This window comes from Aeribacillus sp. FSL k6-2211 (genome assembly GCF_037966125.1).
Classification (GTDB): Bacteria; Bacillota; Bacilli; order Bacillales; family Aeribacillaceae; genus Aeribacillus; species Aeribacillus composti.
Window position 1 is genome coordinate 2,607,384 of record NZ_CP150190.1, and the last position, 21,902, is coordinate 2,629,285.

At 40.9% G+C, this 21,902-nt stretch carries 25 protein-coding genes and 1 riboswitch; of the genes, 3 read left to right on the top strand and 22 right to left on the bottom strand.

All coding sequences use genetic code 11. From position 1 onward, the window contains the following. Positions 1-3 precede the first annotated feature (3 nt). The 3 genes from ribE to NSU19_RS12580 all read right to left on the bottom strand — a co-directional run bounded on the left by ribE (position 4) and on the right by NSU19_RS12580 (position 2,870). Positions 4-648 carry a riboflavin synthase gene (gene ribE / locus NSU19_RS12570; RefSeq protein WP_063388638.1) on the bottom strand — a complete coding sequence of 215 codons (645 nt, stop codon included), beginning with the start codon at positions 646-648 and terminating at the stop codon, positions 4-6. Then, on the bottom strand, positions 621-1,736 hold the full coding sequence (gene ribD / locus NSU19_RS12575; protein ID WP_066247677.1) for a bifunctional diaminohydroxyphosphoribosylaminopyrimidine deaminase/5-amino-6-(5-phosphoribosylamino)uracil reductase RibD: 1,116 nt from the start codon (positions 1,734-1,736) through the stop codon (positions 621-623). The genes ribE and ribD overlap by 28 nt, the downstream gene beginning before the upstream one ends. 152 nt (positions 1,737-1,888) lie before the next feature. Next, positions 1,889-2,040, bottom strand: a riboswitch (FMN riboswitch). A gap of 392 nt (positions 2,041-2,432) precedes the next feature. Next, on the bottom strand, positions 2,433-2,870 hold the full coding sequence (locus NSU19_RS12580) for a peptidylprolyl isomerase (protein WP_063388640.1): 438 nt from the start codon (positions 2,868-2,870) through the stop codon (positions 2,433-2,435). Between the two features lie 163 nt (positions 2,871-3,033). Between NSU19_RS12580 and NSU19_RS12585 the strand changes: the two genes are divergently transcribed. Beyond that, a complete protein-coding gene (locus NSU19_RS12585; RefSeq protein ID WP_066247675.1) occupies positions 3,034-3,900 on the top strand; it encodes a DUF1002 domain-containing protein in 867 nt (288 codons plus the stop codon). Positions 3,901-3,943: 43 nt separating this feature from the next. On the opposite strand, the gene lysA is transcribed toward NSU19_RS12585, so the two are convergent. From lysA to NSU19_RS12675, 18 genes are all read right to left on the bottom strand, one after another. Further along, entirely contained in the window at positions 3,944-5,266 is a 1,323-nt protein-coding gene (gene lysA / locus NSU19_RS12590; RefSeq protein WP_063388642.1) for a diaminopimelate decarboxylase, read from the bottom strand. 74 nt (positions 5,267-5,340) lie between these two features. After that, positions 5,341-6,816 (bottom strand): spore germination protein, encoded by a 1,476-nt coding sequence (locus NSU19_RS12595; RefSeq protein WP_327855896.1) that lies wholly within the window; start codon positions 6,814-6,816, stop codon positions 5,341-5,343. Between the two features lie 55 nt (positions 6,817-6,871). Further along, positions 6,872-7,879, bottom strand: a complete 1,008-nt coding sequence (gene spoVAD / locus NSU19_RS12600; protein ID WP_066247704.1) for a stage V sporulation protein AD — start codon at positions 7,877-7,879, stop codon at positions 6,872-6,874. 37 nt (positions 7,880-7,916) lie between these two features. Then, complete coding sequence (locus tag NSU19_RS12605; RefSeq protein WP_094246162.1) at positions 7,917-8,342, bottom strand: stage V sporulation protein AB; 426 nt, start codon at positions 8,340-8,342, stop codon at positions 7,917-7,919. Then, positions 8,329-8,946: a stage V sporulation protein AA gene (locus tag NSU19_RS12610; protein WP_063388643.1), complete on the bottom strand. Its 618-nt coding sequence runs from the start codon at positions 8,944-8,946 to the stop codon at positions 8,329-8,331. Before NSU19_RS12610 ends, NSU19_RS12605 begins: the two co-directional genes overlap by 14 nt. A gap of 101 nt (positions 8,947-9,047) precedes the next feature. Beyond that, positions 9,048-9,806 (bottom strand): RNA polymerase sporulation sigma factor SigF, encoded by a 759-nt coding sequence (gene sigF / locus NSU19_RS12615; RefSeq protein ID WP_063388329.1) that lies wholly within the window; start codon positions 9,804-9,806, stop codon positions 9,048-9,050. Between the two features lie 12 nt (positions 9,807-9,818). Beyond that, positions 9,819-10,259, bottom strand: a complete 441-nt coding sequence (gene spoIIAB / locus NSU19_RS12620) for an anti-sigma F factor (protein WP_063388330.1) — start codon at positions 10,257-10,259, stop codon at positions 9,819-9,821. Continuing rightward, the gene (gene spoIIAA, locus NSU19_RS12625) at positions 10,256-10,609 is read right to left on the bottom strand and encodes an anti-sigma F factor antagonist (protein WP_063388331.1); all 354 of its coding nucleotides are present in this window, start codon (positions 10,607-10,609) and stop codon (positions 10,256-10,258) included. Before spoIIAA ends, spoIIAB begins: the two co-directional genes overlap by 4 nt. Positions 10,610-10,706: 97 nt before the next feature. Next, on the bottom strand, positions 10,707-11,873 hold the full coding sequence (locus NSU19_RS12630) for a D-alanyl-D-alanine carboxypeptidase family protein (RefSeq protein ID WP_063388332.1): 1,167 nt from the start codon (positions 11,871-11,873) through the stop codon (positions 10,707-10,709). A 181-nt stretch (positions 11,874-12,054) separates the two neighbouring features. Beyond that, on the bottom strand, positions 12,055-13,359 hold the full coding sequence (locus tag NSU19_RS12635; RefSeq protein ID WP_339196766.1) for a pyrimidine-nucleoside phosphorylase: 1,305 nt from the start codon (positions 13,357-13,359) through the stop codon (positions 12,055-12,057). A gap of 15 nt (positions 13,360-13,374) precedes the next feature. Beyond that, positions 13,375-14,193, bottom strand: coding sequence for a purine-nucleoside phosphorylase (locus NSU19_RS12640; protein ID WP_339196768.1), 819 nt, complete (start codon positions 14,191-14,193; stop codon positions 13,375-13,377). 3 nt (positions 14,194-14,196) lie between these two features. Further along, positions 14,197-15,387, bottom strand: coding sequence for a phosphopentomutase (gene deoB, locus NSU19_RS12645; protein ID WP_311066295.1), 1,191 nt, complete (start codon positions 15,385-15,387; stop codon positions 14,197-14,199). A gap of 99 nt (positions 15,388-15,486) precedes the next feature. Then, positions 15,487-16,380, bottom strand: coding sequence for a site-specific tyrosine recombinase XerD (gene xerD / locus NSU19_RS12650; RefSeq protein ID WP_063388336.1), 894 nt, complete (start codon positions 16,378-16,380; stop codon positions 15,487-15,489). Positions 16,381-16,386: 6 nt separating this feature from the next. Next, positions 16,387-16,614, bottom strand: coding sequence for a YqzK family protein (locus NSU19_RS12655; protein WP_063388337.1), 228 nt, complete (start codon positions 16,612-16,614; stop codon positions 16,387-16,389). 107 nt (positions 16,615-16,721) lie between these two features. Beyond that, a complete protein-coding gene (locus NSU19_RS12660) occupies positions 16,722-17,186 on the bottom strand; it encodes a Fur family transcriptional regulator (RefSeq protein ID WP_063388338.1) in 465 nt (154 codons plus the stop codon). A 111-nt stretch (positions 17,187-17,297) separates the two neighbouring features. After that, entirely contained in the window at positions 17,298-17,936 is a 639-nt protein-coding gene (gene spoIIM, locus NSU19_RS12665; RefSeq protein ID WP_066247667.1) for a stage II sporulation protein M, read from the bottom strand. A 96-nt stretch (positions 17,937-18,032) separates the two neighbouring features. Then, positions 18,033-19,202: a TIGR00375 family protein gene (locus NSU19_RS12670; RefSeq protein ID WP_094246167.1), complete on the bottom strand. Its 1,170-nt coding sequence runs from the start codon at positions 19,200-19,202 to the stop codon at positions 18,033-18,035. After that, positions 19,199-19,753 (bottom strand): NUDIX hydrolase, encoded by a 555-nt coding sequence (locus NSU19_RS12675; protein ID WP_063388341.1) that lies wholly within the window; start codon positions 19,751-19,753, stop codon positions 19,199-19,201. Before NSU19_RS12675 ends, NSU19_RS12670 begins: the two co-directional genes overlap by 4 nt. 78 nt (positions 19,754-19,831) lie before the next feature. Between NSU19_RS12675 and mciZ the strand changes: the two genes are divergently transcribed. Both mciZ and NSU19_RS12685 read left to right on the top strand, forming a co-directional pair. Further along, positions 19,832-20,011 carry a Z-ring formation inhibitor MciZ gene (gene mciZ, locus NSU19_RS12680; RefSeq protein ID WP_145976098.1) on the top strand — a complete coding sequence of 60 codons (180 nt, stop codon included), beginning with the start codon at positions 19,832-19,834 and terminating at the stop codon, positions 20,009-20,011. A 5-nt stretch (positions 20,012-20,016) separates the two neighbouring features. After that, positions 20,017-20,937, top strand: coding sequence for an aldo/keto reductase (locus NSU19_RS12685; protein WP_094246527.1), 921 nt, complete (start codon positions 20,017-20,019; stop codon positions 20,935-20,937). 264 nt (positions 20,938-21,201) lie between these two features. Here NSU19_RS12685 and NSU19_RS12690 read toward each other — a convergent pair whose 3' ends face one another. Beyond that, positions 21,202-21,807 carry a TetR/AcrR family transcriptional regulator gene (locus tag NSU19_RS12690; protein ID WP_066247661.1) on the bottom strand — a complete coding sequence of 202 codons (606 nt, stop codon included), beginning with the start codon at positions 21,805-21,807 and terminating at the stop codon, positions 21,202-21,204. Positions 21,808-21,902 lie beyond the last annotated feature (95 nt).

Below are 21,902 nucleotides of genomic sequence, written 5' to 3' on the forward strand. Positions count from 1 at the left end.
CCTCTATTCACTGTAAAAACCGTGCTTTTGCAAAAAATCAACGGTAATTCCGGTTGGCGCCTCTTTGCGGACAAACTTTTCTAAATATTTCCCGATCAAATCACATTCAATATTGACCTTATCGCCAATCTCCTTTTCCCCAATAATTGTTTCTGAATATGTGTGAGGAATAATCGAAATCGTAAAGGTTTGTTCTGTTAAGCCAAAAATGGTTAAACTCGTTCCATCAACTGCAACTGAACCTTTTAATATCATGTAATAAAGCAAATCTTTAGGAGCTTTAATTTGATAATAAACAGCATTTTCCTTTCTTTCTTTTTTGACGATCGTGCCAACGCCATCAACATGTCCTGAAACGATGTGGCCGCCAAATCGGTCGCCAACAGCCATTGCCCTTTCCAAATTCACCTTTGATCCGGTTTTTAATGTACCTAATGTCGTTGCCGCCATCGTCTCAGGCATGACATCCACAGAAAAATAATTCGATTCAAAGTCGGTGACCGTTAAACAGACTCCGTTGACGGCAATGCTGTCGCCTATTTTTACATCTTGCAAAATGTTTTTTGCATAAATTTCTAAAATTACTGCTTGATTCGTTCCTTTTACTGATTTGATTTCCCCTATTTCTTCAATGATTCCAGTAAACAATCTTGTCCACCTCTTTTCGGAACGGAGACAATTTTCACATCTTCTCCTATTTTCGTAACGGACTGAATTTCAAATGAATGTGCCATCCTCATCTTTAATGCTTCATCGCCCATGACGGCTGATATTCCTTCAGGGTCTCCCAATATTTTGGGTGCAAAATACACGATTAATTCATTCACTGCTTCCGCTTTTAAAAATGAAGCATGGACTCTTGCTCCTCCTTCAACGAACAGGGAGGTGATGCCTCGCTCGCCTAATATTTTTAAAATATTTGGGATATTCCATTGATCATGTAAAGTCAACACTTCTATTCCTAATTTTTTCAGTTCCGCTTTTTTATTGAGATCCCCATCTTGGCAAATGACCCAAGTTTCTGCTTCCTTGTCAGTTATCACATTGGCATCCATCGGAATTCGCAGATGGGTATCTAAAATAATCCGTATCGGTGTTCGTTTGCGATCCGGCAGCCGACAAGTCAGACTTGGATTGTCTTTTATAATTGTATTAACACCCACTAAAATGCCGTCGTGTATTTCTCTGTAACGGTGCACATCCTGTCTTGCTTCCTCTCCGGTAATCCACTTGCTGTCACCTATTTTTGTAGCAATTTTCCCATCGAATGTTGCGGCATATTTTAATGTGACAAACGGAGTGTTTGTTTGAATGTAATGAAAGAAAACTTTGTTAAGTTCATGTCCATTTTTTTGCAATATCCCGGCTTCCACATCGATTCCAGCATCTTGCAAAGCTTTCACACCGCGTCCACTTACGAGAGGATTCGGATCCAAAGCAGCTACAACGACCCGTTTAATCCCTCTTTTGATAATAAGCTCAGAGCAGGGAGGAGTTTTGCCAAAATGGCTGCAAGGTTCAAGCGTGACGTACAGCGTTGCACCTTTTGCCTTTTCCCCAGCCATATTTAAAGCATGAACTTCCGCATGGGGTTCCCCAGCCTTTAAATGCGCTCCAAACCCGATCAGTTCCCCATCCTTCACAACGACCGCTCCCACCAACGGGTTAGGGCTCGTTTGGCCGATTGCTTGTTTCGCTAGCTGAAAGGCAAATTCCATCCATTTTTCGTCATTCATGAAGGACACACCTCCCTTTTGTTGATTTCAAAACAAAAGCCCCGGGTTTGTTCCCCCAGGGCTTGATGATCACTTTAACGAAAAGAAGGTATACTCAAATAAGAGTATAAAATCTGTTCTTTTTGAACAGTTTATACTCCTCACCTTCAAAAGTGATCCTTCTCCCATCCAGACTATACTGTCGGCTCTGGATTTTCACCAGATCCACCGCAAAGGCGTTCCGCCAATGCGGGTCACGGGCTAAAAAAGCTTAAAAGCTTTTATCACCGCCGGTCGGGAATTTCACCCTGCCCCGAAGGATGCATCATTCATTTTATGTTATTTTCAATGGGAAAAACGGCTGCTTCCTCTTGCTTCCCACCTTCCATTTTGAAGCATTCACGAGTTTTTGAAAAAGAAACAAAGCTGAAGAAAACAGCCAATTATTTTACTATTATCTCCCTTCAAACGGTCTTCTGTCAAGAAAGCAATCTTTGAACAATATGAAAAAGTGCCTTTTTATCGATTATTTCTCTCCTACACTTGACCGCATCTACAAAAATTATATTATCAACTAAAGCTGAGCGGTATTCAGCTAGTCAGCAATGAACATCCAATAGACGAGTCCCCAAATAATGCTCAATACAACAAGAACAATAAATAATATCCAGTTTTTCATTCTCATTTTGTACATCCCTTTCTATTTGAAAGAGGAATTTAATTTTCATACACTTCTACTTTTTTCATTACATCTCCGTTTTTCATGCTCAACACAGTTTCCATGCCTGAAGTTACTTGGCCAAAAACAGTATGAACTCCATCCAAGTGAGGCTGAGGTTCATGAACGATAAAAAATTGACAAGAGCCTGTATCCCTGCCTGCGTGAGCCATAGAAATGGCGCCGGTTACATGTTTATGTGGATTGCCATCTGTTTCGCATTTGATCGTATATCCTGCATTACCAGTGCCGTTGCCATTCGGACATCCGCCTTGGCTTACAAACCCTGGAATAACACGATGAAAAGTCAAACCGTCATAAAAGCCTGAATTCGCAAGTTTTTCAAAGTTCTTCACTGTATTTGGAGCTTCATTCGGAAAAAGCTCAAATTCAATTTTTTCTCCGTTTTCCATTAAAATGTAGCCTTTTTTGCTCATAAAACAGCTCCCTTTCATGAAAAAATTTTCTCTTTATTTTATCATAGAGTAAAACATAAAATACAGATGAAACGTTTTAGTATATATATACGTCTTAAATGGTTGAAAGTTTTTGCACTCTATATCATATATTCGAAGTCATGTTCGCTTAGGAGGTTAAGTGATGAAAAAAATCGTTTTATCCATATTACTTGCTATTGGGTTGGCAACACCAACTACTAGTTTTGCTGATTCTGTTGTTGGAGATGTTATTGTCACGTTAGGCAGCGATTTAACGGAGCAGCAAAAGCAGGATCTCTTAAAGGAAATGGGCGTACCAGATAACGTGCAAACGGTCACCGTGACAAACGAAGAGGAGCACAAATATTTGGGGGATTATATTCCGAAAGCGCAAATCGGTTCAAAAGCGATTTCTTCTTCCAAAATACAAATTGAGAAAAAGGGATCTGGTTTAGAAGTCCAAACAAACAACATAAACTGGGTCACGGATGAAATGTACTTAAATGCGCTCATGACAGCTGGTGTCAAAGATGCAAATGTTTATGTCACCGCGCCTTTTGAAGTTTCCGGAACAGCCGCTTTAACAGGGTTGATAAAAGCTTATGAAGTTTCGACTGATAAAGCGATCCCTGAAGACGTGAAACAGGTCGCCAACCAAGAGCTGGTGGAAACAGCAAAGCTTGGAGATAAGATTGGTGACGAAAATGCTTCGGCATTAATTGCAAAAGTAAAAGAACAGATGTCCGAAAACGGCGTTCCGAAAAATGACCAAGAGCTAAGAGAAATGATTGAACAAGCAGCAAAAGATTTGCAAATAAATCTTTCCGAAGATGATATAAACAATTTAATCCTCTTATTTAACAATATGATTAACGTCAATATCAATTGGGATGAAGTCGGAAACCAGCTTGACAAAGCAAAAGACAAAATTTCTAAATTTCTCGAATCCGAAGAAGGACAAAGCTTTTTGCAAAAATTGAAAGAATTCTTTTCTTCGATCATTGATGCCATCGCATCGTTTTTCCAATAATGAAAACGGCGTCTTCAACTAATGTTGAGACGCCGTTTTTCGTTTACGGTTGACCGACTTCCGCTTTTAAAGGCAAATCGAGACTAACTAAATCCTCGTATGTTTCCCTTTTGACGACAAGTCTCGCTTCGCCGTTTTCAACAAATACAACAGCAGGCCGAGCGATCCGGTTATAATTATTTGCCATAGAATATCCGTAAGCTCCCGTGCAAAAAACAGCTAATATATCGCCTGCTTTTACGGTAGGAAGGGATAAATCCCAAATGAGCATGTCCCCGCTTTCGCAGCATTTTCCTGCAATCGATACAGTCTCAGAACATTCGTCATTCATCCGGTTGGCAAGAGCCCCCTCGTATTTTGCCTGGTACAAAGCAGGCCGGATGTTGTCGCTCATGCCTCCGTCCACCGCAACATATTTGCGAATGTTAGGGACGACCTTTTGAGATCCTATCGAGTACAAGGTTGTTCCTGCATCCCCGACGAGAGAGCGTCCTGGCTCAATCCATATTTCAGGGAGAGGAATTTGAAGCTTCTCAGAGTGTCCTTTCACAACTTCCACCATTTTTTCAACATATACATTCATTGGCAGAGGATCGTCCTCTTTCGTATATCGAATTCCGAATCCTCCCCCTAAGTTTACAACTTTCGGAACAAACTGAAACTTTTCTTTCCAAATAGAAATTTTCCCAAAAATCTTTCCTGCTGCTAAAACAAATCCTTCAGTGCCAAAAATTTGCGAACCGATATGGCAATGGATTCCTAATAGCTGTAAATGCGATTGATTCTTTACAAGCTCAATCGCTTTTTCGATTTGACCATTATGAAGGTCGAATCCAAATTTCGAATCTTCCTGCCCGGTTGTAATGTAATCATGTGTATGTGCCTCGACGCCTGGTGTAACGCGAAGCAACACCGCAACTTTTTTATTCATTTGCCGGCAAAGAGAAGATAAAACATCAATTTCATAAAAATTATCAATCACAATGCAACCGATATTTGCCTCCAGAGCCATTGCAAGCTCGTCGATGCTTTTATTGTTTCCATGAAAATGAATTTTTTCCGGAGGAAATCCTGCTTTTAATGCCGTATACAGTTCACCGCCTGAAACGACATCAAGAGAAAGCCCTTCCTCATTTGCAAGCTGCACCATTGCAATGGAAGAAAAGGCTTTGCTTGCATAAGCAACTTGATATGGAACTCCTAATGATTCAAATGTATTTTTAAAAGAACGGGCTCGTTCGCGAATGAGTGCGACATCGTATACATATAACGGTGTCCCATACTGTTTGGCAAGTTCAACTGTATCGACACCGCCGATTTCTAAATGCCCTAACTGGTTGATTTTACTTGTTCCCTGTAAATACAAAGACTAGCCCCCGCTTTCGTGAACGTAAAAGTTAAAAATACATTACCATAAAACATTTTCTCTTTCAAATTTTTTTAAGGCTGCTTTTTTACGTTCTGCGGATGAACAATGCTTGGCCTTACTTTTATATGAGGCACCGACGACCTGACGATGATCTGCCAAAAGGCTTGAGGATTAAAAGGGATAAACGGCCATAAATAAGGCGTATTTAACGATCGAATGCTGGCAAGGAAAAGGATGAACAGTGTGCAGCCGATCACTAATCCGGGCACTTTAAAGATCACTACTAATAGCAGCAATACAAAACGAACGATTTTATTGGCTACGCTCAATTCATAGCTCGGGGTTGCAAAAGTACCGACCGCCGCAATGGAAACGTACAAAATAACTTCCGGCGAAAACAAACCGACATCGATGGCAATTTGTCCTATGAGAACTGCTGCAATTAAACCCATCGCCACTGAAAGAGCTGTCGGTGTATGAATGGCTGCCATTCTTAAAAGCTCAATCCCTATGTCAGCAAGAAAAATTTGAACAACAATCGGAATATTTTTTTCTTTGTTTGGTCCGATGTAAGATATAGCCTCCGGCAGTAAAGACGGCTGCACTACATACAGCATCCAAAGAGGAAGCAAATAAATAGAAGCTAGCATGCCAAAAAAGCGCACCCATCTGACAAACGTTCCGGCCGCTGGCGCCTGACGGTATTCTTCGGCGTGCTGAACATGGTGAAAAAAAGTAGTTGGCGTAATAATGACACTCGGGGACGTGTCAACAAGAATAATGACATGTCCTTCCAGCAAATGAACTGCAGCTACATCCGCTCTTTCTGTATAGCGGACAAGCGGAAACGGATTAAAGCCTTGCTTTACTAAAAATTCTTCAATTGTTTTATCTGCCATTGGAAGCCCGTCAATCTTTATCGTTTTTAACTCCTTTTTGATCACTTCAATTAATCCTGGATCCGCCACATCTTCCAAATACGCGATCGCAATGTCGGTTTTTGATCGCTCGCCGATTTTCATGATTTCATATCTCAGACGTTCGTCCCTTATTCTTCTCCGAATCAGTCCCGTGTTGACAACGATATTTTCCACAAAACCGTCACGTGCGCCGCGGATCACTTTTTCCGTATCCGGCTCTTCCGGCTGTCTTCCAGGATAGTTGCGGACATCGACAACAAAAGCAAAATCGCTGTCTTCGACAAAAAAAACGACTAAGCCTGACAACACTTGATCGACTGCTTCATCAAGCGTTTGAACCAATGTTACTTGCTGATGAACGAGACGGTTTTTGACAATTTCCTTTAAACGATTGGCTTCCGTTTCATGATCATTGATTTTCAAAAGCTCCTTGATCAGTTCGATGACATAAAGTGAATCGCAAAGTCCTGTCACATAATATAAATGCACTTGTTTTCCGAGAAGCATAAATTTGCGCACGCCTAAATCAAAGCTTGTTCCTAAGCCAATATGATCTCGAAAAAATTTTTCGGTATCTTGCAGTTTGGGAGAGATTTGACTTTTTTCTTGATCGGTTAATTTCGTCATGCTATCGAATCCTTTCTCTTCATCATTCATGTTCAGCTCACCTTTTCCCGCCTTTCTATCTCTGTCTTTCAAAAACTACTCCGTGAGCTATGGCCGGGATCGATTCGTTCAGCTTGATCATCGTTTTACTTAACAGAGCCCCGGTTGCCACCATCAATACTCGTTTTAAATTTCCTTTTTTCATTTCTTGGAATATGTGGCCGTAAGTTACAACTGCTGAACAAGCACATCCGCTCCCGCCGGCAAATGCTCTTTGTGCTGGATGAAAAATTAACAGCCCGCAATCTGAATGGTTGCCTCGGATGTCGTACCCATCCTCAAGCAATAATTCCTTCAGCTTCGGACTGCCGACTCCCGAAAGATCGCCGGTAAGAATTAAATCGTAGTCAGAAGGAGTCCGATTTAAATCACGAAAGTGCTGCTTAATTGTATCTGCAGCTGCCGGCGCCATTGCGGACCCCATATCATAAGGGTTTTTCCTGCCAACATCGATCACCTTGCCGATCGTTGCAGCCGTTATGGCAATCTCACTTTCGTCTTTGCTGATTAATACAGCACCTGCCCCTGTTACGGTTGTCGTCGCTGTTTCTGGTTTTTGTCCGCCGAAATTCGTTGGATGCCGAAACTGCTTTTCAGCTGCGCCATAATGGCTGCTTGTGGCAGCGATAATTTTGTTCGCGAACCCCCCATCGATCAGCGCGCATGCCGTAGCGACTGTTTCCATTGAAGTCGAACAGGCCCCGTACATACATAACAGCGGAATATTGAGCATTCTAGCTGTATAGTTCGATGTAGCATTTTGGTTCAATAAATCCCCCGCCAAAAACAAATCAATATCCTCTTCCTTTAATTCAGCTTTTTTTAAACAGCGGCTGATCGCCTGCTCCATTAAATTCCGCTCGGCCAATTCCCAAGACGGCGCACCGCAGTACATATCATCAAAATGAGCATCAAATGTTTCCTTAAGCGGTCCTTTCGCTTCCTTCGGCCCAACGACAGTTGCCGTTTTATTGACAAACAATTTATGCTGAAACACCCATGTTTGCTTTCCCGTTAACCGCATCATGCTATGTTTCCTCCGATCATATGACAAATTGCCTTTACAGACCAGCAAAATAAAGCCAATGAAACAAAGAGCCGCAAATTTTTCCTAAAACGATCGCCATCATCAACATAACGATTTTGTCATCAATGCCGATCCTTTTCGCTAATATCGGAAATACATTCAGCACTTCTGTTAATGCTGCTGCAAGCATTCCGACAAATATTCCGTAAAGGAGACCGATCGGGATAAACCAATAATGCGAAGCATGCAAATAGACGGGAGAGAGGCTGAACCAACCGCCGGACACGGCGCCAAGAATAACAGCCCATTCATACAAACGAATCCATTTTATTGTCTTCGTCAGCTGCATGAGTCTTGGAATGATTCCGAGAACAGATAAAAACGCAACAAATCCACACCCGACAGCCAAGCCCCCTGCAAACCCCGTAAACAAAAGCATGAACCATTTAATCATCATCATTTTTCACGCTTTCTTTGTTTTCGTTTATGGCGATGTATTGGTCGAGATCCATTTGATAATTAAAAATCTCGACTTCCAACGGACTCGGCTCTTCATTAAATTTCTTTTTAAAAACGTGATTAAAAAACAGAACCATTCCCAGCCCCAAACCGATGGAGTAGGGGATTTGCAAAATTAACGGCTTATCGATCTTATTGCCAGTGAAAAACTGATACAAATTGCGATGCATCCGCTGCATGCTGACATCTTCATGAAAGTTCATAATCGTTAAAGCCGATCCGACAAATAATAACAGCCATACAAGAAAAAAAAGGACGGGAGCAAATTTTTTTCGATGATTTTGAATTTCAACAATTGTTTGCGTCGGCCCAACAGGTTGGACATCAAGGGAAGGATCAATGGATTGGATTTTTTCTATGACGTTGATGACATCAATGACAACATATGTTTTATCTTTTGATTGAATTTGATGAATGATTTGATCCCCCATTTTGCTGATTAACGCTTCGTCTGCAATTATTTTCGCGATTTTGTTAAGCGTGATCCTTTCGTTCGGTTTTGCCTGAATACGATGCTTTAGACGCACATAAACCGTTTTATTCACGCCCTGTCACATCCTACTTTTTTCTAATAGTATGAAACGTTCGCCACTCCCTCATGCAAAATGATCAAGACCATTTATTTCCACAAAAAAAGACCAAAGAGCTATCCGCTCATTCGGTCTTTCATTTGCTTTAATATTTTCTTTTCCAGTCTGGACACCTGAACTTGTGAGATTCCTAACCGTTTTGCGACTTCCGACTGTGTTTGATCTTTATAATACCGCAAATAAACGATCAGCCGCTCCCGCTCGCCTAAATCGTTCATAGCATCTTTTAATGCTATTTGATCAAACCATTTTTGCTCATTTTGATCTGCAATTTGATCCAGCAATGTAATCGGATCGCCATCATTTTCATAAACCGTTTCATGGATGGAGGAAGGTGCACGTACAGCTTCTTGTGCAAGAACGATATCTTCAGGTGAAATATCTAAGTAGTCAGCGATCTCCCCTACTGTTGGCACCTTGCCAAGTGTTTTGGACAGTTCCTCTCTAGCCCGTCTAATTTTATTTCCGAGCTCTTTTAATGAACGGCTCACTTTTACTGTTCCGTCATCCCGGATGAATCGTTGAATTTCTCCTATAATCATCGGAACAGCATAAGTGGAAAATTTAACATCATACGACAAATCAAACTTATCGACCGATTTCACTAAGCCAATGCAGCCGATTTGAAATAGATCATCCGCCTCATAGCCTCGGTTTAAAAATCGCTGCACAACTGACCAAACGAGCCGCATGTTTTTTTGGATAAGCAAATCGCGGGCTGCCTGATCGCCTTGCTGGCTTCTTTTAATCAAATCCCTGACTTCCTGATCCTTCAATTGTCCATTCGAATGTTCGTTCTTGACCTCCACATCCATAAGCTAATCTCCTTAATTACATAAAGCTTTGCTTTTTGTAAGATGTTTTGTTAATCGAATGATTGTGCCTTTATTTTTTTCCGATTCTATTTTCACTTCATCCATAAAATTTTCCATGATGGTAAATCCCATTCCTGAACGCTCCAGCTCAGGCTTTGTTGTAAAAAGCGGCTGTCTAGCTTCTTCAATGTTGTCAATTCCTACCCCTTCATCTCGAATCGTCAAATGAACGATATGGTCCTCTAGCGTGCAGGAAATATACACAATACCGTCAGGATTATTTTCATAACCGTGAATGATCGCATTTGTCACAGCTTCGGAAACTACTGTTTTGATTTCGGTTAGTTCATCGATCGTCGGATCCAGCTGTGCGATAAAGGAAGCTACAGCTACTCTTGCAAATGATTCATTTTGACTTACAGCGGAAAATTGAAGCTTCATTTCGTTTTTCATGACGCCACCCCCAACGTTTGCAAAGCCGCTTTCTCTGTCTCGGCCAGATGAATAATTTTAAATAAACCTGACATGTCAAAAAGACGCTTTACACTCGGGGAGATGGCGCAAACAATCATTTCACCGCCGAGATGTTTTATTTGCTTATAACGCCCGAGAATCACTCCAAGTCCAGAGCTATCCATAAAAGTTAATTGTTCTAAATTTAATAAAATATGTTGAATAGAGTTATTTTCGATGGCATCATTGACTTTTTGCCGAAGTTCCTCTGCTGTATGGTGGTCGAGCTCCCCTGACAGACGTATCAATAACACGTTTTCTTTTACTTCAAGGTCAACCGCTAGACTCAAGATCATATTCCTCCTTCAACTATGATATTGAATCTTTCGAGTTGACCTTTCATATTTCCTGCCTGAAGACAAAACTAGTGGAATTTCGCCAAAAATATCATTTTTCGGCCTTCGTCCATTCGCCTAGAACCCTTTTGAACAGCTTCCACCAGCTCGCAACGCGAACATCTTGTTTAGCCACAAGCTTGCTTTCAGCAAAAACCTTTCCATTCTTTTTCAGCACGAGGGTTCCAAGCTCATCTCCTTTTTTCACTGGCGCTACCAGGTGGTTTTTAAACATAATTTCTTGTTTAATATCATCAATGCTTTCGCCCTTTTTGGTTATAATGGAAACAGGCTCCGAAGTAATCAGCTGTACATCTTTATCGCTTCCTTTGCTCAGTTTTGCTTTTGTCACCACTTCGTTTCGTTTAAACAGAGGATGGGTTTCATACTGGGAAAAGGCATAGTCTAACAGCTTCGTGATTTGAGCATTTCGATCTTTTGGCGTTTTAGCTCCAAATACAACAGCAATCACCCGCATATTCCCTTTTTTGGCTGTTGCCGTTAAACAGTATTTCGCTTCGTTTGTATAACCTGTTTTTACACCGTCAACTCCGTCGTAAAATTTCACAAGCCGATTTGTATTGACCAACCAAAATTTTTTGTCTGTTCCTTCTCGTAAATAATCCTCATATGTTCCCGTAAATTTCGTAATTTCTTCATATTTTAATAGCTCTTTGGCAATAACCGCCATGTCCTTTGCCGACGAATAATGTCCTTTTGCAGGTAATCCGGTCGAATTTTTAAAATGCGTATTTTTCAGTCCGAGCTCTTTCGCTTTTTGATTCATCATGGATACAAACTGTTCTTCTGATCCTGCAATTCTCTCCGCCATCGCGACAGACGCATCATTGCCGGAAGCAATCGCAATTCCTTTTAATAAATCTTCCACTGTCATTTCTTCCCCAGGCTCCAAAAAGATTTGCGATCCCCCCATGGATGCTGCATATTCGCTCGCTCTTACTTTTTCATCCATTTGAATCTTTCCTTTATCAAGAGCTTCCATAATAAGAAGAAGCGTCATGATTTTCGTCATACTGGCGGGCGGCAGCGGTGTATCTGAATTTTCTTCATATAGTACTTGACCTGTATCCCGCTCAATCAATATAGCCGATTTCACTCCATCTACTAGTTTGACATTTTTTTCTTCTGCCCACGCAGCCGTTGAAACCCCAAAAAAAAGAACAAATGTTGCCATGACAGACAGTAGTAATTGTTTCATCTCCACATCCTCCATTCCTCATATGTAACTGCAATCTAATCTAATGAAATGTAAAAGACTCTAAAAATGAAATGAGAATGAATTTTTACTGGTAAAATTATCTGTATAAAACCCATTTTTTCCAATTATTAAAAAGTTATACAAAAAAAGAATCGGGATTACCCGATTCTTTTTTTCTTTCCTAATTTGTTATTGTTTCATAAATAAGGACAGGCTTTTTTGTTTTGTTTTTCGAAATTTTAATGCTGTAGTATAAAGTTTGTTTTACCTTTTCAATATCTTGTTGATTGCTGTAAATTGTAACGAATGTTTCTCCCTTTTTTACGTAATCGCCTATTTTTTTATGGAGGATGAGGCCGACTGCCAAATCAATTGCAGCATCTTTCGTCGCTCTTCCGGCACCAAGCCACATGGCGGCAGTCCCGACTGCATCAGCTGCAATTTCGTTTACATAGCCTTCTTCTTTCGCCTTTAATTCGAATGTATACGAAGAATGCGGCAATTTTGATGGATCGTCCACAATTGAGGCATCTCCCCCTTGGGCAGAGACAAATGTTTTAAAAGTCTCTAAAGCTTTTCCTGAAGCAATGGATTGCTCGAGCAGTTTACGCGCTTTTTCTAAACTGTCTGCTTTTTCCGCCATATACACCATATAGCTGCCAAGCGTTAAACATAGTTCAGTTAAATCTTCAGGACCTTCACCTTTTAATGTATCAATCGCTTCTTGGACTTCAAGAGCGTTTCCGATGGCAAACCCTAACGGCTGACTCATATCGGAGATCACGGCAATCGTTTTTTTGCCGACGTTTTCCCCTATTTTCACCATCGCTTTTGCCAGTTTTTTTGATTCTTCTATATTTTTCATAAAAGCGCCCGATCCGGTTTTAACATCTAAAACAATGGCATCCGCTCCGGCAGCGATTTTTTTGCTCATGATGGAGCTGGCAATAAGAGGAATACTGTTAACCGTCGCTGTCACATCTCTTAATGCGTACAGTTTTTTATCAGCGGGAGTTAAATTCCCCGTTTGTCCAACGACTGCAATTTTATTTTGATTGACTAAACGGACAAACTGTCGATTGTCTATTTCAACATGAAACCCCGGGATCGATTCTAGTTTATCAATCGTTCCGCCGGTATGGCCAAGACCTCTTCCGCTCATCTTGGCAACAGGAACACCAGCTGAAGCCACAAGCGGCGCAAGCACCAACGTAGTTTTATCGCCAACTCCTCCGGTCGAATGCTTATCCACTTTTATTCCTTTAATTTCACTAAGATCGATCTTTTCTCCAGAATCAACCATCGCCATTGTGAGCTCCGCCATTTCCTCTTCCGTCATCCCTCTAAAAAAAACGGCCATGGCGAAAGCGCTCATTTGATAGTCCGGAATCTCCCCGGCCGTATATCCTTCAATGATATAACGGATTTCTTTTTTTGTGAGCGCTTTCCCATCCCGCTTCTTCTCTATTAAATCGACCATTCGCATGCAAATCACCTTTTTCTACATTTTGGCTACGATGGATTTTACTAGCGCTATAAAATCAGCCCGAACCATTTCCGCCGTTTTCATGACTTCTTCATGCGTCAAAGGCTGTTTTAAAATACCAGCCGCCATGTTCGTAATACATGAAATGCCAAGCACTTTCATTTTGACTTGATTCGCCACAATCACTTCTGGAACTGTTGACATGCCAACTGCGTCTCCCCCGATCGCTCTTAACATCCGTATTTCAGCCGGCGTTTCATAGGACGGTCCAGTATTGGCAACATAAACCCCCTCTTTTATTTCGATGCCAAGCTCTTTCGCTGCTTCTTTTGCCAGCTGGATTAGTCTGCTATCGTACGCTTCCGACATATCGGGAAAACGGTCGCCAAGCTCAGGGCTATGTTCGCCAATTAAAGGGTTTTGTCCCATGTTGTTAATATGATCGGTAATCAGCATTAAATCACCTGGCTGATATGACTGATTGATCCCTCCGGCTGCATTTGTCACAATTAAGGAATGAATACCCAGCGCCTTCATGACTCGCACAGGAAATGTCACTTGTTTTACACTATACCCTTCGTAAAAATGGAATCTGCCTTGCATGATCGCTACTGTTTTTCCATTTAGCTCCCCAATTACGAATTGGCCTTTATGCCCTTCAACAGTGGAAACCGGAAAATAAGGAATGCCGCTGTATGGAATGGTTACAGCATCCTCCACTTCTTCAGCGAGAACTCCTAAACCTGATCCTAGAACGAGACCGATCTCTGGAGTTTGTTTGCATTTATCTTTTAAAAATTGAGAGGCCCTTTCAACTTCTTCCACAATTGACATTGATCAATCCCCCTGCTTCAATTCTGTTAAAAAGCTTGTTCCGTAATTTGGCATTTGCACGCCGAAATTTTCTGCAATGGTTGCGCCTACATCTGCAAATGTTTCTCTGATTGGCAGTTCTTTTCCTTTTGTATAGGTTGAATTATAAACTAACAGCGGAACATATTCTCTAGTATGATCTGTACCGTGATGAAGAGGGTCGTTTCCATGGTCTGCTGTGATGATGAGCAGGTCTTCTTCCTTCATTTTTTCGAACACTTCAGGAAGACGAGCATCGAATTCCTCAAGCGCTTGTCCATACCCTTCAGGATCTCTTCTATGGCCGAATTTTGCATCAAAATCGACAAGGTTCAAAAAGGAAAGACCTGTAAAATCCCGGTCGAATGTTTGGATCAATTTGTCCAATCCATCCATATTCGACTTTGTCCGGATTGCATCTGTAATGCCTTCGCCGTCATAAATATCGGAAATTTTCCCAAGGGCAATTACATCAAATCCTCCGTCCTTCAACTCGTTCATAACTGTTCGGCCGAAAGGCTTTAAAGCATAGTCATGCCGGTTGGCAGTCCGTTCAAAATTCCCCGGCTCCCCGACAAACGGACGAGCTATAACGCGCCCAACCATGTACTTTTCATCCAAAGTCAGTTCGCGGGCAATTTGACAAATTTGATATAATTCGTTCAGAGGAATGACTTTTTCATGTGCAGCAATCTGTAAAACAGAGTCTGCCGACGTATAGACAATGATGGCTCCTGTTTTCATATGTTCTTTTCCAAGCTCTTCTATAATTGCCGTACCGCTTGCCGGCTTATTGCCAAGCACTTTTCGCCCGGTTCTTTTTTCAAGCTCCTCTATCAGTTCTTCTGGGAAGCCGTCTGGAAATACTTGAAAAGGAGAATCGATTTTTAACCCCATCAGCTCCCAATGACCAGTCATCGTATCTTTTCCTGCTGAAGCTTCTTTCATTTTTGTATAGAAGGCGAGCGGCTTGTCTGTCTTTGGAACACCTTTTATTTCACGTATATTCCCCAATCCGAGCTTCGCTAAATTCGGCAAATGCAAACCGCCGAGATGTTCAGCGATATGGCCAAGCGTGTCAGCACCTTTGTCGTTATAAAGCTCTGCATCCGGTGCTTCGCCGATTCCAACTGAATCCATTACAATTAAAAAGACGCGTTTATATGTATGCTGCATGTTAAATTCCTCCTGCCATTTTATAGCGGTGATGATTATATTTTTTCCTAATGCTTGCCGAAACAGACGAGCAACTTGATTTTTAGCATGACGATGGCATTAAGCACGGGGGTGGTACATTTTATATACATCTTTTAAACGTGTTTTTGTTACATGAGTATAAATTTGCGTGGTTGAAATATCAGCATGACCTAGCATTTCTTGCACCGCTCTTAGATCAGCGCCGTTTTCAAGCAGATGGGTGGCAAAGGAATGTCGCAATGTATGAGGAGTCAATTCTTTTTGTATTCCTGCTTTAACCGCAATCGATTTTAAATTTTTCCAAAATCCTTGGCGGGAAATTCTTTTTCCATGATGGTTTAAAAATAAGGCATCCGTTTTATGCTTCTGTCTTACAAGCTTTGGCCGGCCCTTTTCCAAATATTCCTCCAGCGCTTTTGTTGCTTTTTCTCCAATCGGAACGAGCCGTTCTTTTTTCCCTTTTCCGTAGCAGCGGATAAATCCCATAATCAAATGGACGTCTGAAAGATTCAAATGAACCATTTCACTCACCCGAATACCTGTCGCATATAAAAGTTCAAGCATTGCTTTATCTCTATATCCAATCGGTGAGGTCAGCTCAGGCGTTTCAAGAAGCCGCTCCACTTCCTCAAGAGACAGCACTTTCGGAAGCTTCCGTTCAATCTGCGGTGTTTCAATATGGACGGACGGGTCTTCATCCGCAGCTTTTTCCCTTAACAAAAATTGATGGAAAGCGCGGATTGAGGCGATATGCCGGGCGATTGTCTTGCTGGATTTCCCTTGATCTTTCAAAAAATGCAAATATTGCAAAATATGATAGCGTTGAATATTTTGCACTTCTTGAATATTCAGTTTTTCGTTCAAAAATTGCTTGTACGATTTCAAGTCTCGCTCATATGAAACGATCGTATTGTTCGCAAGTCCTCTCTCAACGGTCAAATAATGAATAAAATCTTGGATATGATCGTTCAATCTTCTCTACTCCCCGTTTAAATAAAAGAATATTAAGCGATTCAGCCAATTATCGTTCTGTTCTTCCACAACGCTTGTCACCTTTACGGCAGATCCTTCAGGCTCGTCATAGCGATGGTAATCTTGATATTCCAAGTTAACCCATATAATAGCATAGTAGAACAAAATCGTAAATCCTGTAAACAAGATAAAAATTTTAAGCATATTCTTTACGGTTTTCGTCCATTTTTCCATGTTCGTCCTCCACAAGGCCATATTTTCTTATATTTAAAGATATGACCGTCTGGACAATCTTTATACGTATATAATATAAAAAAACCTTTCCCCTCGCGGAAAAGGCTTTATTCTTTCTTGTTATCTTCTTTTTCTTTTTCCTGACAGCGGTGGCATATGCCGTGAAAAGTTAGACGATGATCTTTAATTTTAAACTTCCAATCTCGTTCGACAATTTTTTCAACATCTTCTAATAAATCTTCCTGAATCTCATCAACGGAACCGCATTCCATACATACGAGATGATGGTGAAAATGAGCGGCTCCTTCCCTGCGCAAATCATATCTGGAAACCCCGTCTCCAAAGTTTATTTTATCAACAATTTTCAGCTCAGTTAACAATTCCAGCGTTCTGTACACTGTTGCGAGCCCGATCTCAGGCGATTTTTCCTTAACGAGGAGGTAAACATCTTCGGCACTTAAATGATCCTCTTCATGTTCAAGCAAAACACGAACGGTTGCTTCCCTTTGCGGGGTTAATTTATAGCTTGAAGAATGCAACTGCTTTTTTATACGCTCTATGCGGTTTTCCATGACACTTTCCCTCCCTCGCCGCATTCCTCATATATTATAACAAAATAAAAGAAAGTGTCCAACTGAAATAATTTTAAATTAAAAAATAAAATTTATATTAAATAATAATTATTATTTATAAATAAAATCGATCGTCCCTCTCATCAGGATCGGGGAAACATATGCTTCTAACATTGCAGCGAGCAATATAACGGCGATCAAGCAAGAAAATGTGACTGCATAGCCTGCAAACATTCTAAACGGCTGATCGTGGAACTTTTTTACAAAAAGCTGTCTAATGAGCTTGAAGGAAAAAGAAATTGCCGATGCGCTCATAATAAGAAACACAGGTATCAGCAGCAAATTTTGCGGCAAAACGGAAACGAATGACAGCAAAAATCCGCCCCATTTCATTTGATTTACTAAAAATCCGACTGTAAATCCAACGACCATTCCTTTTAAAAATAACATGATAAAAATAATCGGCAGACCAATGATCGAAATGCCTAGAAGCCACATAAGCCCTACATATTTTGTATTGTGGAAAAAACTTTGCTTGAACATTTCAAACGAGCTGGCAAGTTTTCCGTCCGATACTTGTCCAAAAAACAGGTTTAAATAATAATACAGATCTTCTTTTTGCGTAATGCTCATGCTGTTTACGATGATTGCGCCAAAAATTACTCCCATTATGAACAATATAAGCACAAATAAATAGACGGTTGATTGATCTTTCAATTGTTTTAGTAAAAAACGCTGAATATTCTGCATATCCTATCCTCTCCTGTCTTTCTTTACTAGATTGTATGAGAGAACGGATGGTACATATTCGTATTTTTACTAGAAAAAAAGAAAAGGCGCGAAAATTTACGCACCTTCCACTTTTCCGTATTTTCCTCCTCCCCCTGATTGCACATAAAGGGTGCCTTCTCTTGCCGAGATGATGGAAGCGGCGATTTTTTCCGGAACCACTTCGACAAGATCGGCGTACGGAACTTTGTGTAAAATATTCATTTCCGTTCCAAAATAATGCTTTAATTTTTTTAATGTTTTAGGGCCAATGCCAGGCAGAAAAGCTAGCGGGACTTGATGAATATAAGGGGGCCTTTTCGGCGCATGATTTGTTTTATCCCCCAGTTCTTCAACCCGCTGTTTTACACCTTTTGTAATTTTTACTCCTCCGCATATTTGACAGCATCCCTCATCTGTCAAGCCTACTGTTTTTTGGCACGCTTCACAAAACGTTTCGTAATACTTTCCAAGTTTCGGGTTTAATCCGTAATTCGCCTCAATTTTTCTGTCGTTTTCTTTTTTGATCGCCATCACCAATTCCTGAAACGTCGGCGCTTTTAACAACAACTTCTGATATTCCCGCCCGATTTTTGGCAATGAATGGGCGTCTGAGTTCGTTAAAAATGGATAGGAAGCTAGTTCACGAATACGGCTTGCCATGTTAGTATCGCTGCTCAAACCGAGCTCGACCGCATCGATGAGTGTTTGATCAAAAACTTCTGTCAAGCTTCGCTGAACCCCTTTTCCGTACAAGCTTTTAAAAGGAGTAAAAATATGCGCCGGAATGAACAATCCGCCCAAGCTCTTCACTTTATGCTGAAGTCTTTTCCCTTCAACATATACCCGTTGAGAGCTTAAATGAATATTTTTTAAATGGGAGCTGAGCCAATGGGAAAATTCCTTCATCTTTTCTAAAGTCGGCATAAAGCATAGAACATGAATCGGCCCATTGCAATGTTCATCAAATATTTCAAGCTCCGTACCTAAAATAAGTGTCGAATTTTGATAGCGGACTCCCCCTTCCATTAATTCCTCATACTTTCCTCTTCTGATGCCATCTTCAATTTCCTTGATTACTTCGGGAACATGGCAATCAATGATGCCAATTATATCCATACCTTTGCTCTCAACTGCTTCAATAAAAATATTTTCAAGCGTCAGCGACTTGGCCCCCGTAATCTTTACCGGTTTTCCTGTATTTGTTCTGCCGATATGAATGTGCAAATCTGCGAAAAAAGCGTTCATATCTCCTCACTCAATTGTTTTAATGTTAAATATTGAACTGCATAAGCTGTTTTTGCATCGTAAATTTCTTTTTCTTCTATCAATTTTCTCGCTTCCTCAAGGGTTACTTCCAGCACCTCGACAAACTCGTCTTCATCCAAACTCGCTTTATTTTCCAGCTTTATCAATCCTTCAGCTAAATAAAGATGAACGAGTTCATCAGCAAAGCCCGGTGAAGTATAAAACGAAATGACATGTTTTAATGATTCACATCCATAGCCCGTTTCTTCTTCCAACTCTCTTCTTGCTGTGATTTCAGGTGACTCCCCTTTTTCAAGCTTGCCGGCAGGAATTTCCACAAGCTGGCGTTCTAAAGCTTTGCGATATTGTCTCACCATGACAATTTTCCCTTCATTTGTAATAGGGATCACGGCAACTGCACCAGGATGCTTCACGACTTCACGTTTCGCATTTTCCCCGTTTGGGAGACGGACATCTTCCACATATACATCAATAATCTTCCCTGAAAAAATTTTTTCCTTCGCAATCGTTTCCTCGTTTAAACGGTTCATATATTCAACTCCTGTTCTATTATCCAATCATTCTTCATACATTCTACCATAATTAAAAAGGAGGCGGAGCGATTGCTCATGTATCGGAATTATAACCGGGTCGTGATGATTGGAAAGCCGAAGGAAATTGCTTACAGCTTAAAGGAAGCCGCAAAACGATATAAAACAGTCTATGAATGGCTTCATCATGAATATGAAACATTTGCTTTTTCAAAAAGTTTATACTACTTTCAAATTAGAAGAGAAAAAGAGAGGTGATCTTTTTGAAAAAGCGCAGATTAGGAACATCCGAGCTGTATGTGAGCGAAATCGGTCTTGGATGCATGTCGCTTGGCCGCGACGAAAAGCATGCGCGTTCGCTGATTGACCAAGCGCTTGAATTGGGGATTAATTTTTTTGATACAGCAGATCTTTATGATCAAGGCCTGAATGAAGAATTTGTCGGAAGGGCTCTTAAATCGCGTCGAAACGATATCATTTTAGCAACAAAAGTAGGAAACCGGTTTGAAGTTGGCAAAGACGGATGGTGGTGGGATCCATCCAAGAAATACATAAAGGAAGAAGTGAAAGAAAGCCTCAGACGGCTGGGTACAGATTATATCGACTTATATCAGCTTCACGGAGGAACAATCGACGACCCGATCGATGAAACGATTGAAGCGTTCGAAGAGTTAAAGCAGGAAGGCGTCATCCGCTACTACGGCATTTCTTCGATTCGGCCGAACGTTATGAAAGAATGGTTGAAACGCTCCAATATCGTTTCAATCATGATGCAATACAGCCTTCTTGACCGGCGCCCAGAAGAATGGTTTCCTTTGATTCAGGAGCATAACGTTTCTGTTATTGCCAGAGGGCCGTTGGCTCAAGGCCTCTTGACAGAGCGCCCGCTCGAAAAAGCCTCTGAGCGCGTCAAGAACAATGGATATTTAGACTACACGTTCGATGAATTAAAAGAAGCTTTGCACAGCATCGATTCAGCATGCCCGGATCGCACTCGGACGGAAACAGCCGTAAAATATGTTCTTCATCAGCGTGTTGTAGCCTCCTGCATTGCCGGAGCGAGCAAGCAAGAGCAGCTGCTTGAAAATGTCCAAGCAGCGAAAGCAAAAGATCTGCTGGAAGAAGAGTACGAAGCGCTTATAAACGCAACAAAACAGTCTCTTTATACAATCCATCGCGATTAAAACAGGCGGGGACGATCCCCGCTTATTTATTTTCGGAATTCACATGACTGTTGAAAATTCAATTTAGCTATCCAGTTGATGTTCCTGCCGAAACGGATGGGATTCGCATGATCATGTTGCAATCTCAATGGCTAAACGATTGTTCATAGCACATAAACCGGATTTACAACTATATGTATCGGTTCATTGAACAGCGCCGTCCATTCCTATCTTGAAAAATTTTGGACTAATATATTTTGAAATCCGTTTAAGCTTGAATATTTTCTAATGAGGGGATCGAAGCAAATTTTGCAGTGCTTTTCCATATAAATGAAGAGGCACACGGTCTTCGCTAATATAATAAAATATCGCTAAACCGTTTTCTAACGAAAGAATAGTCCATGCTATTTCATCCGCAGATAGAGCAGAATCGTTATTCTCTTTCGACTTCAATTTTTCAATCGCCTTGGAAATTTGTTGTACCGCTTCCGTTATCATGTCAGACCATTTTCGGCGTACCGATTCTTCACGCATCGCATAAAGAAAAAATTCCATGTTAAGCATGCTCCACGTTCGATTTTTCTGCCTAACTGACAGGAAATATTCATCCATCGTTTCGATAAAATGTGAAAGCGAATGCTGTCCGTCTATGACTTGAAGAATGTTGTCCACATGCAATTGCATTTGTTGCTCCAAAATAGCTAAAAAGAGCTCTTCTTTGGAACGAAAATGGGCATATACCGCCCCTTTGCTAAATCCGGCATGTTCTGCAATTTTATCAACAGAAGCGCCGTGAAAGCCGAATCGAGCAAAGATTTCAACAGCTGACTCTAAAAGTAATTGCCGCGTTTCTTTTTTTCGCTCCTCTTGGGTTAATCTTCGTCTGACCAATTTGCTATCCTCCCTCTCTCTTGACAATCATACCATATAGCATTAACATACCAGATAGTATATAAATTCTAATCAGTATACAAATTATAATTTCT

What these genes read in the sequence shown, in the direction of transcription:
- ribD (WP_066247677.1), bottom strand. Translation starts at nt 1,736, where the DNA reads ATGAATGACGAAAAATGGATGGAATTTGCCTTTCAGCTAGCGAAACAA.
- NSU19_RS12580 (WP_063388640.1), bottom strand. Translation starts at nt 2,870, where the DNA reads ATGAGCAAAAAAGGCTACATTTTAATGGAAAACGGAGAAAAAATTGAA.
- NSU19_RS12585 (WP_066247675.1), top strand. Translation starts at nt 3,034, where the DNA reads ATGAAAAAAATCGTTTTATCCATATTACTTGCTATTGGGTTGGCAACA.
- NSU19_RS12595 (WP_327855896.1), bottom strand. Translation starts at nt 6,816, where the DNA reads ATGACGAAATTAACCGATCAAGAAAAAAGTCAAATCTCTCCCAAACTG.
- spoVAD (WP_066247704.1), bottom strand. Translation starts at nt 7,879, where the DNA reads ATGCGGTTAACGGGAAAGCAAACATGGGTGTTTCAGCATAAATTGTTT.
- NSU19_RS12605 (WP_094246162.1), bottom strand. Translation starts at nt 8,342, where the DNA reads ATGATGATGATTAAATGGTTCATGCTTTTGTTTACGGGGTTTGCAGGG.
- sigF (WP_063388329.1), bottom strand. Translation starts at nt 9,806, where the DNA reads ATGGATGTGGAGGTCAAGAACGAACATTCGAATGGACAATTGAAGGAT.
- spoIIAB (WP_063388330.1), bottom strand. Translation starts at nt 10,259, where the DNA reads ATGAAAAACGAAATGAAGCTTCAATTTTCCGCTGTAAGTCAAAATGAA.
- NSU19_RS12630 (WP_063388332.1), bottom strand. Translation starts at nt 11,873, where the DNA reads ATGAAACAATTACTACTGTCTGTCATGGCAACATTTGTTCTTTTTTTT.
- NSU19_RS12635 (WP_339196766.1), bottom strand. Translation starts at nt 13,359, where the DNA reads ATGCGAATGGTCGATTTAATAGAGAAGAAGCGGGATGGGAAAGCGCTC.
- NSU19_RS12640 (WP_339196768.1), bottom strand. Translation starts at nt 14,193, where the DNA reads ATGTCAATTGTGGAAGAAGTTGAAAGGGCCTCTCAATTTTTAAAAGAT.
- deoB (WP_311066295.1), bottom strand. Translation starts at nt 15,387, where the DNA reads ATGCAGCATACATATAAACGCGTCTTTTTAATTGTAATGGATTCAGTT.
- NSU19_RS12655 (WP_063388337.1), bottom strand. Translation starts at nt 16,614, where the DNA reads ATGGAAAAATGGACGAAAACCGTAAAGAATATGCTTAAAATTTTTATC.
- NSU19_RS12660 (WP_063388338.1), bottom strand. Translation starts at nt 17,186, where the DNA reads ATGGAAAACCGCATAGAGCGTATAAAAAAGCAGTTGCATTCTTCAAGC.
- spoIIM (WP_066247667.1), bottom strand. Translation starts at nt 17,936, where the DNA reads ATGCAGAATATTCAGCGTTTTTTACTAAAACAATTGAAAGATCAATCA.
- NSU19_RS12670 (WP_094246167.1), bottom strand. Translation starts at nt 19,202, where the DNA reads ATGAACGCTTTTTTCGCAGATTTGCACATTCATATCGGCAGAACAAAT.
- NSU19_RS12675 (WP_063388341.1), bottom strand. Translation starts at nt 19,753, where the DNA reads ATGAACCGTTTAAACGAGGAAACGATTGCGAAGGAAAAAATTTTTTCA.
- mciZ (WP_145976098.1), top strand. Translation starts at nt 19,832, where the DNA reads ATGTATCGGAATTATAACCGGGTCGTGATGATTGGAAAGCCGAAGGAA.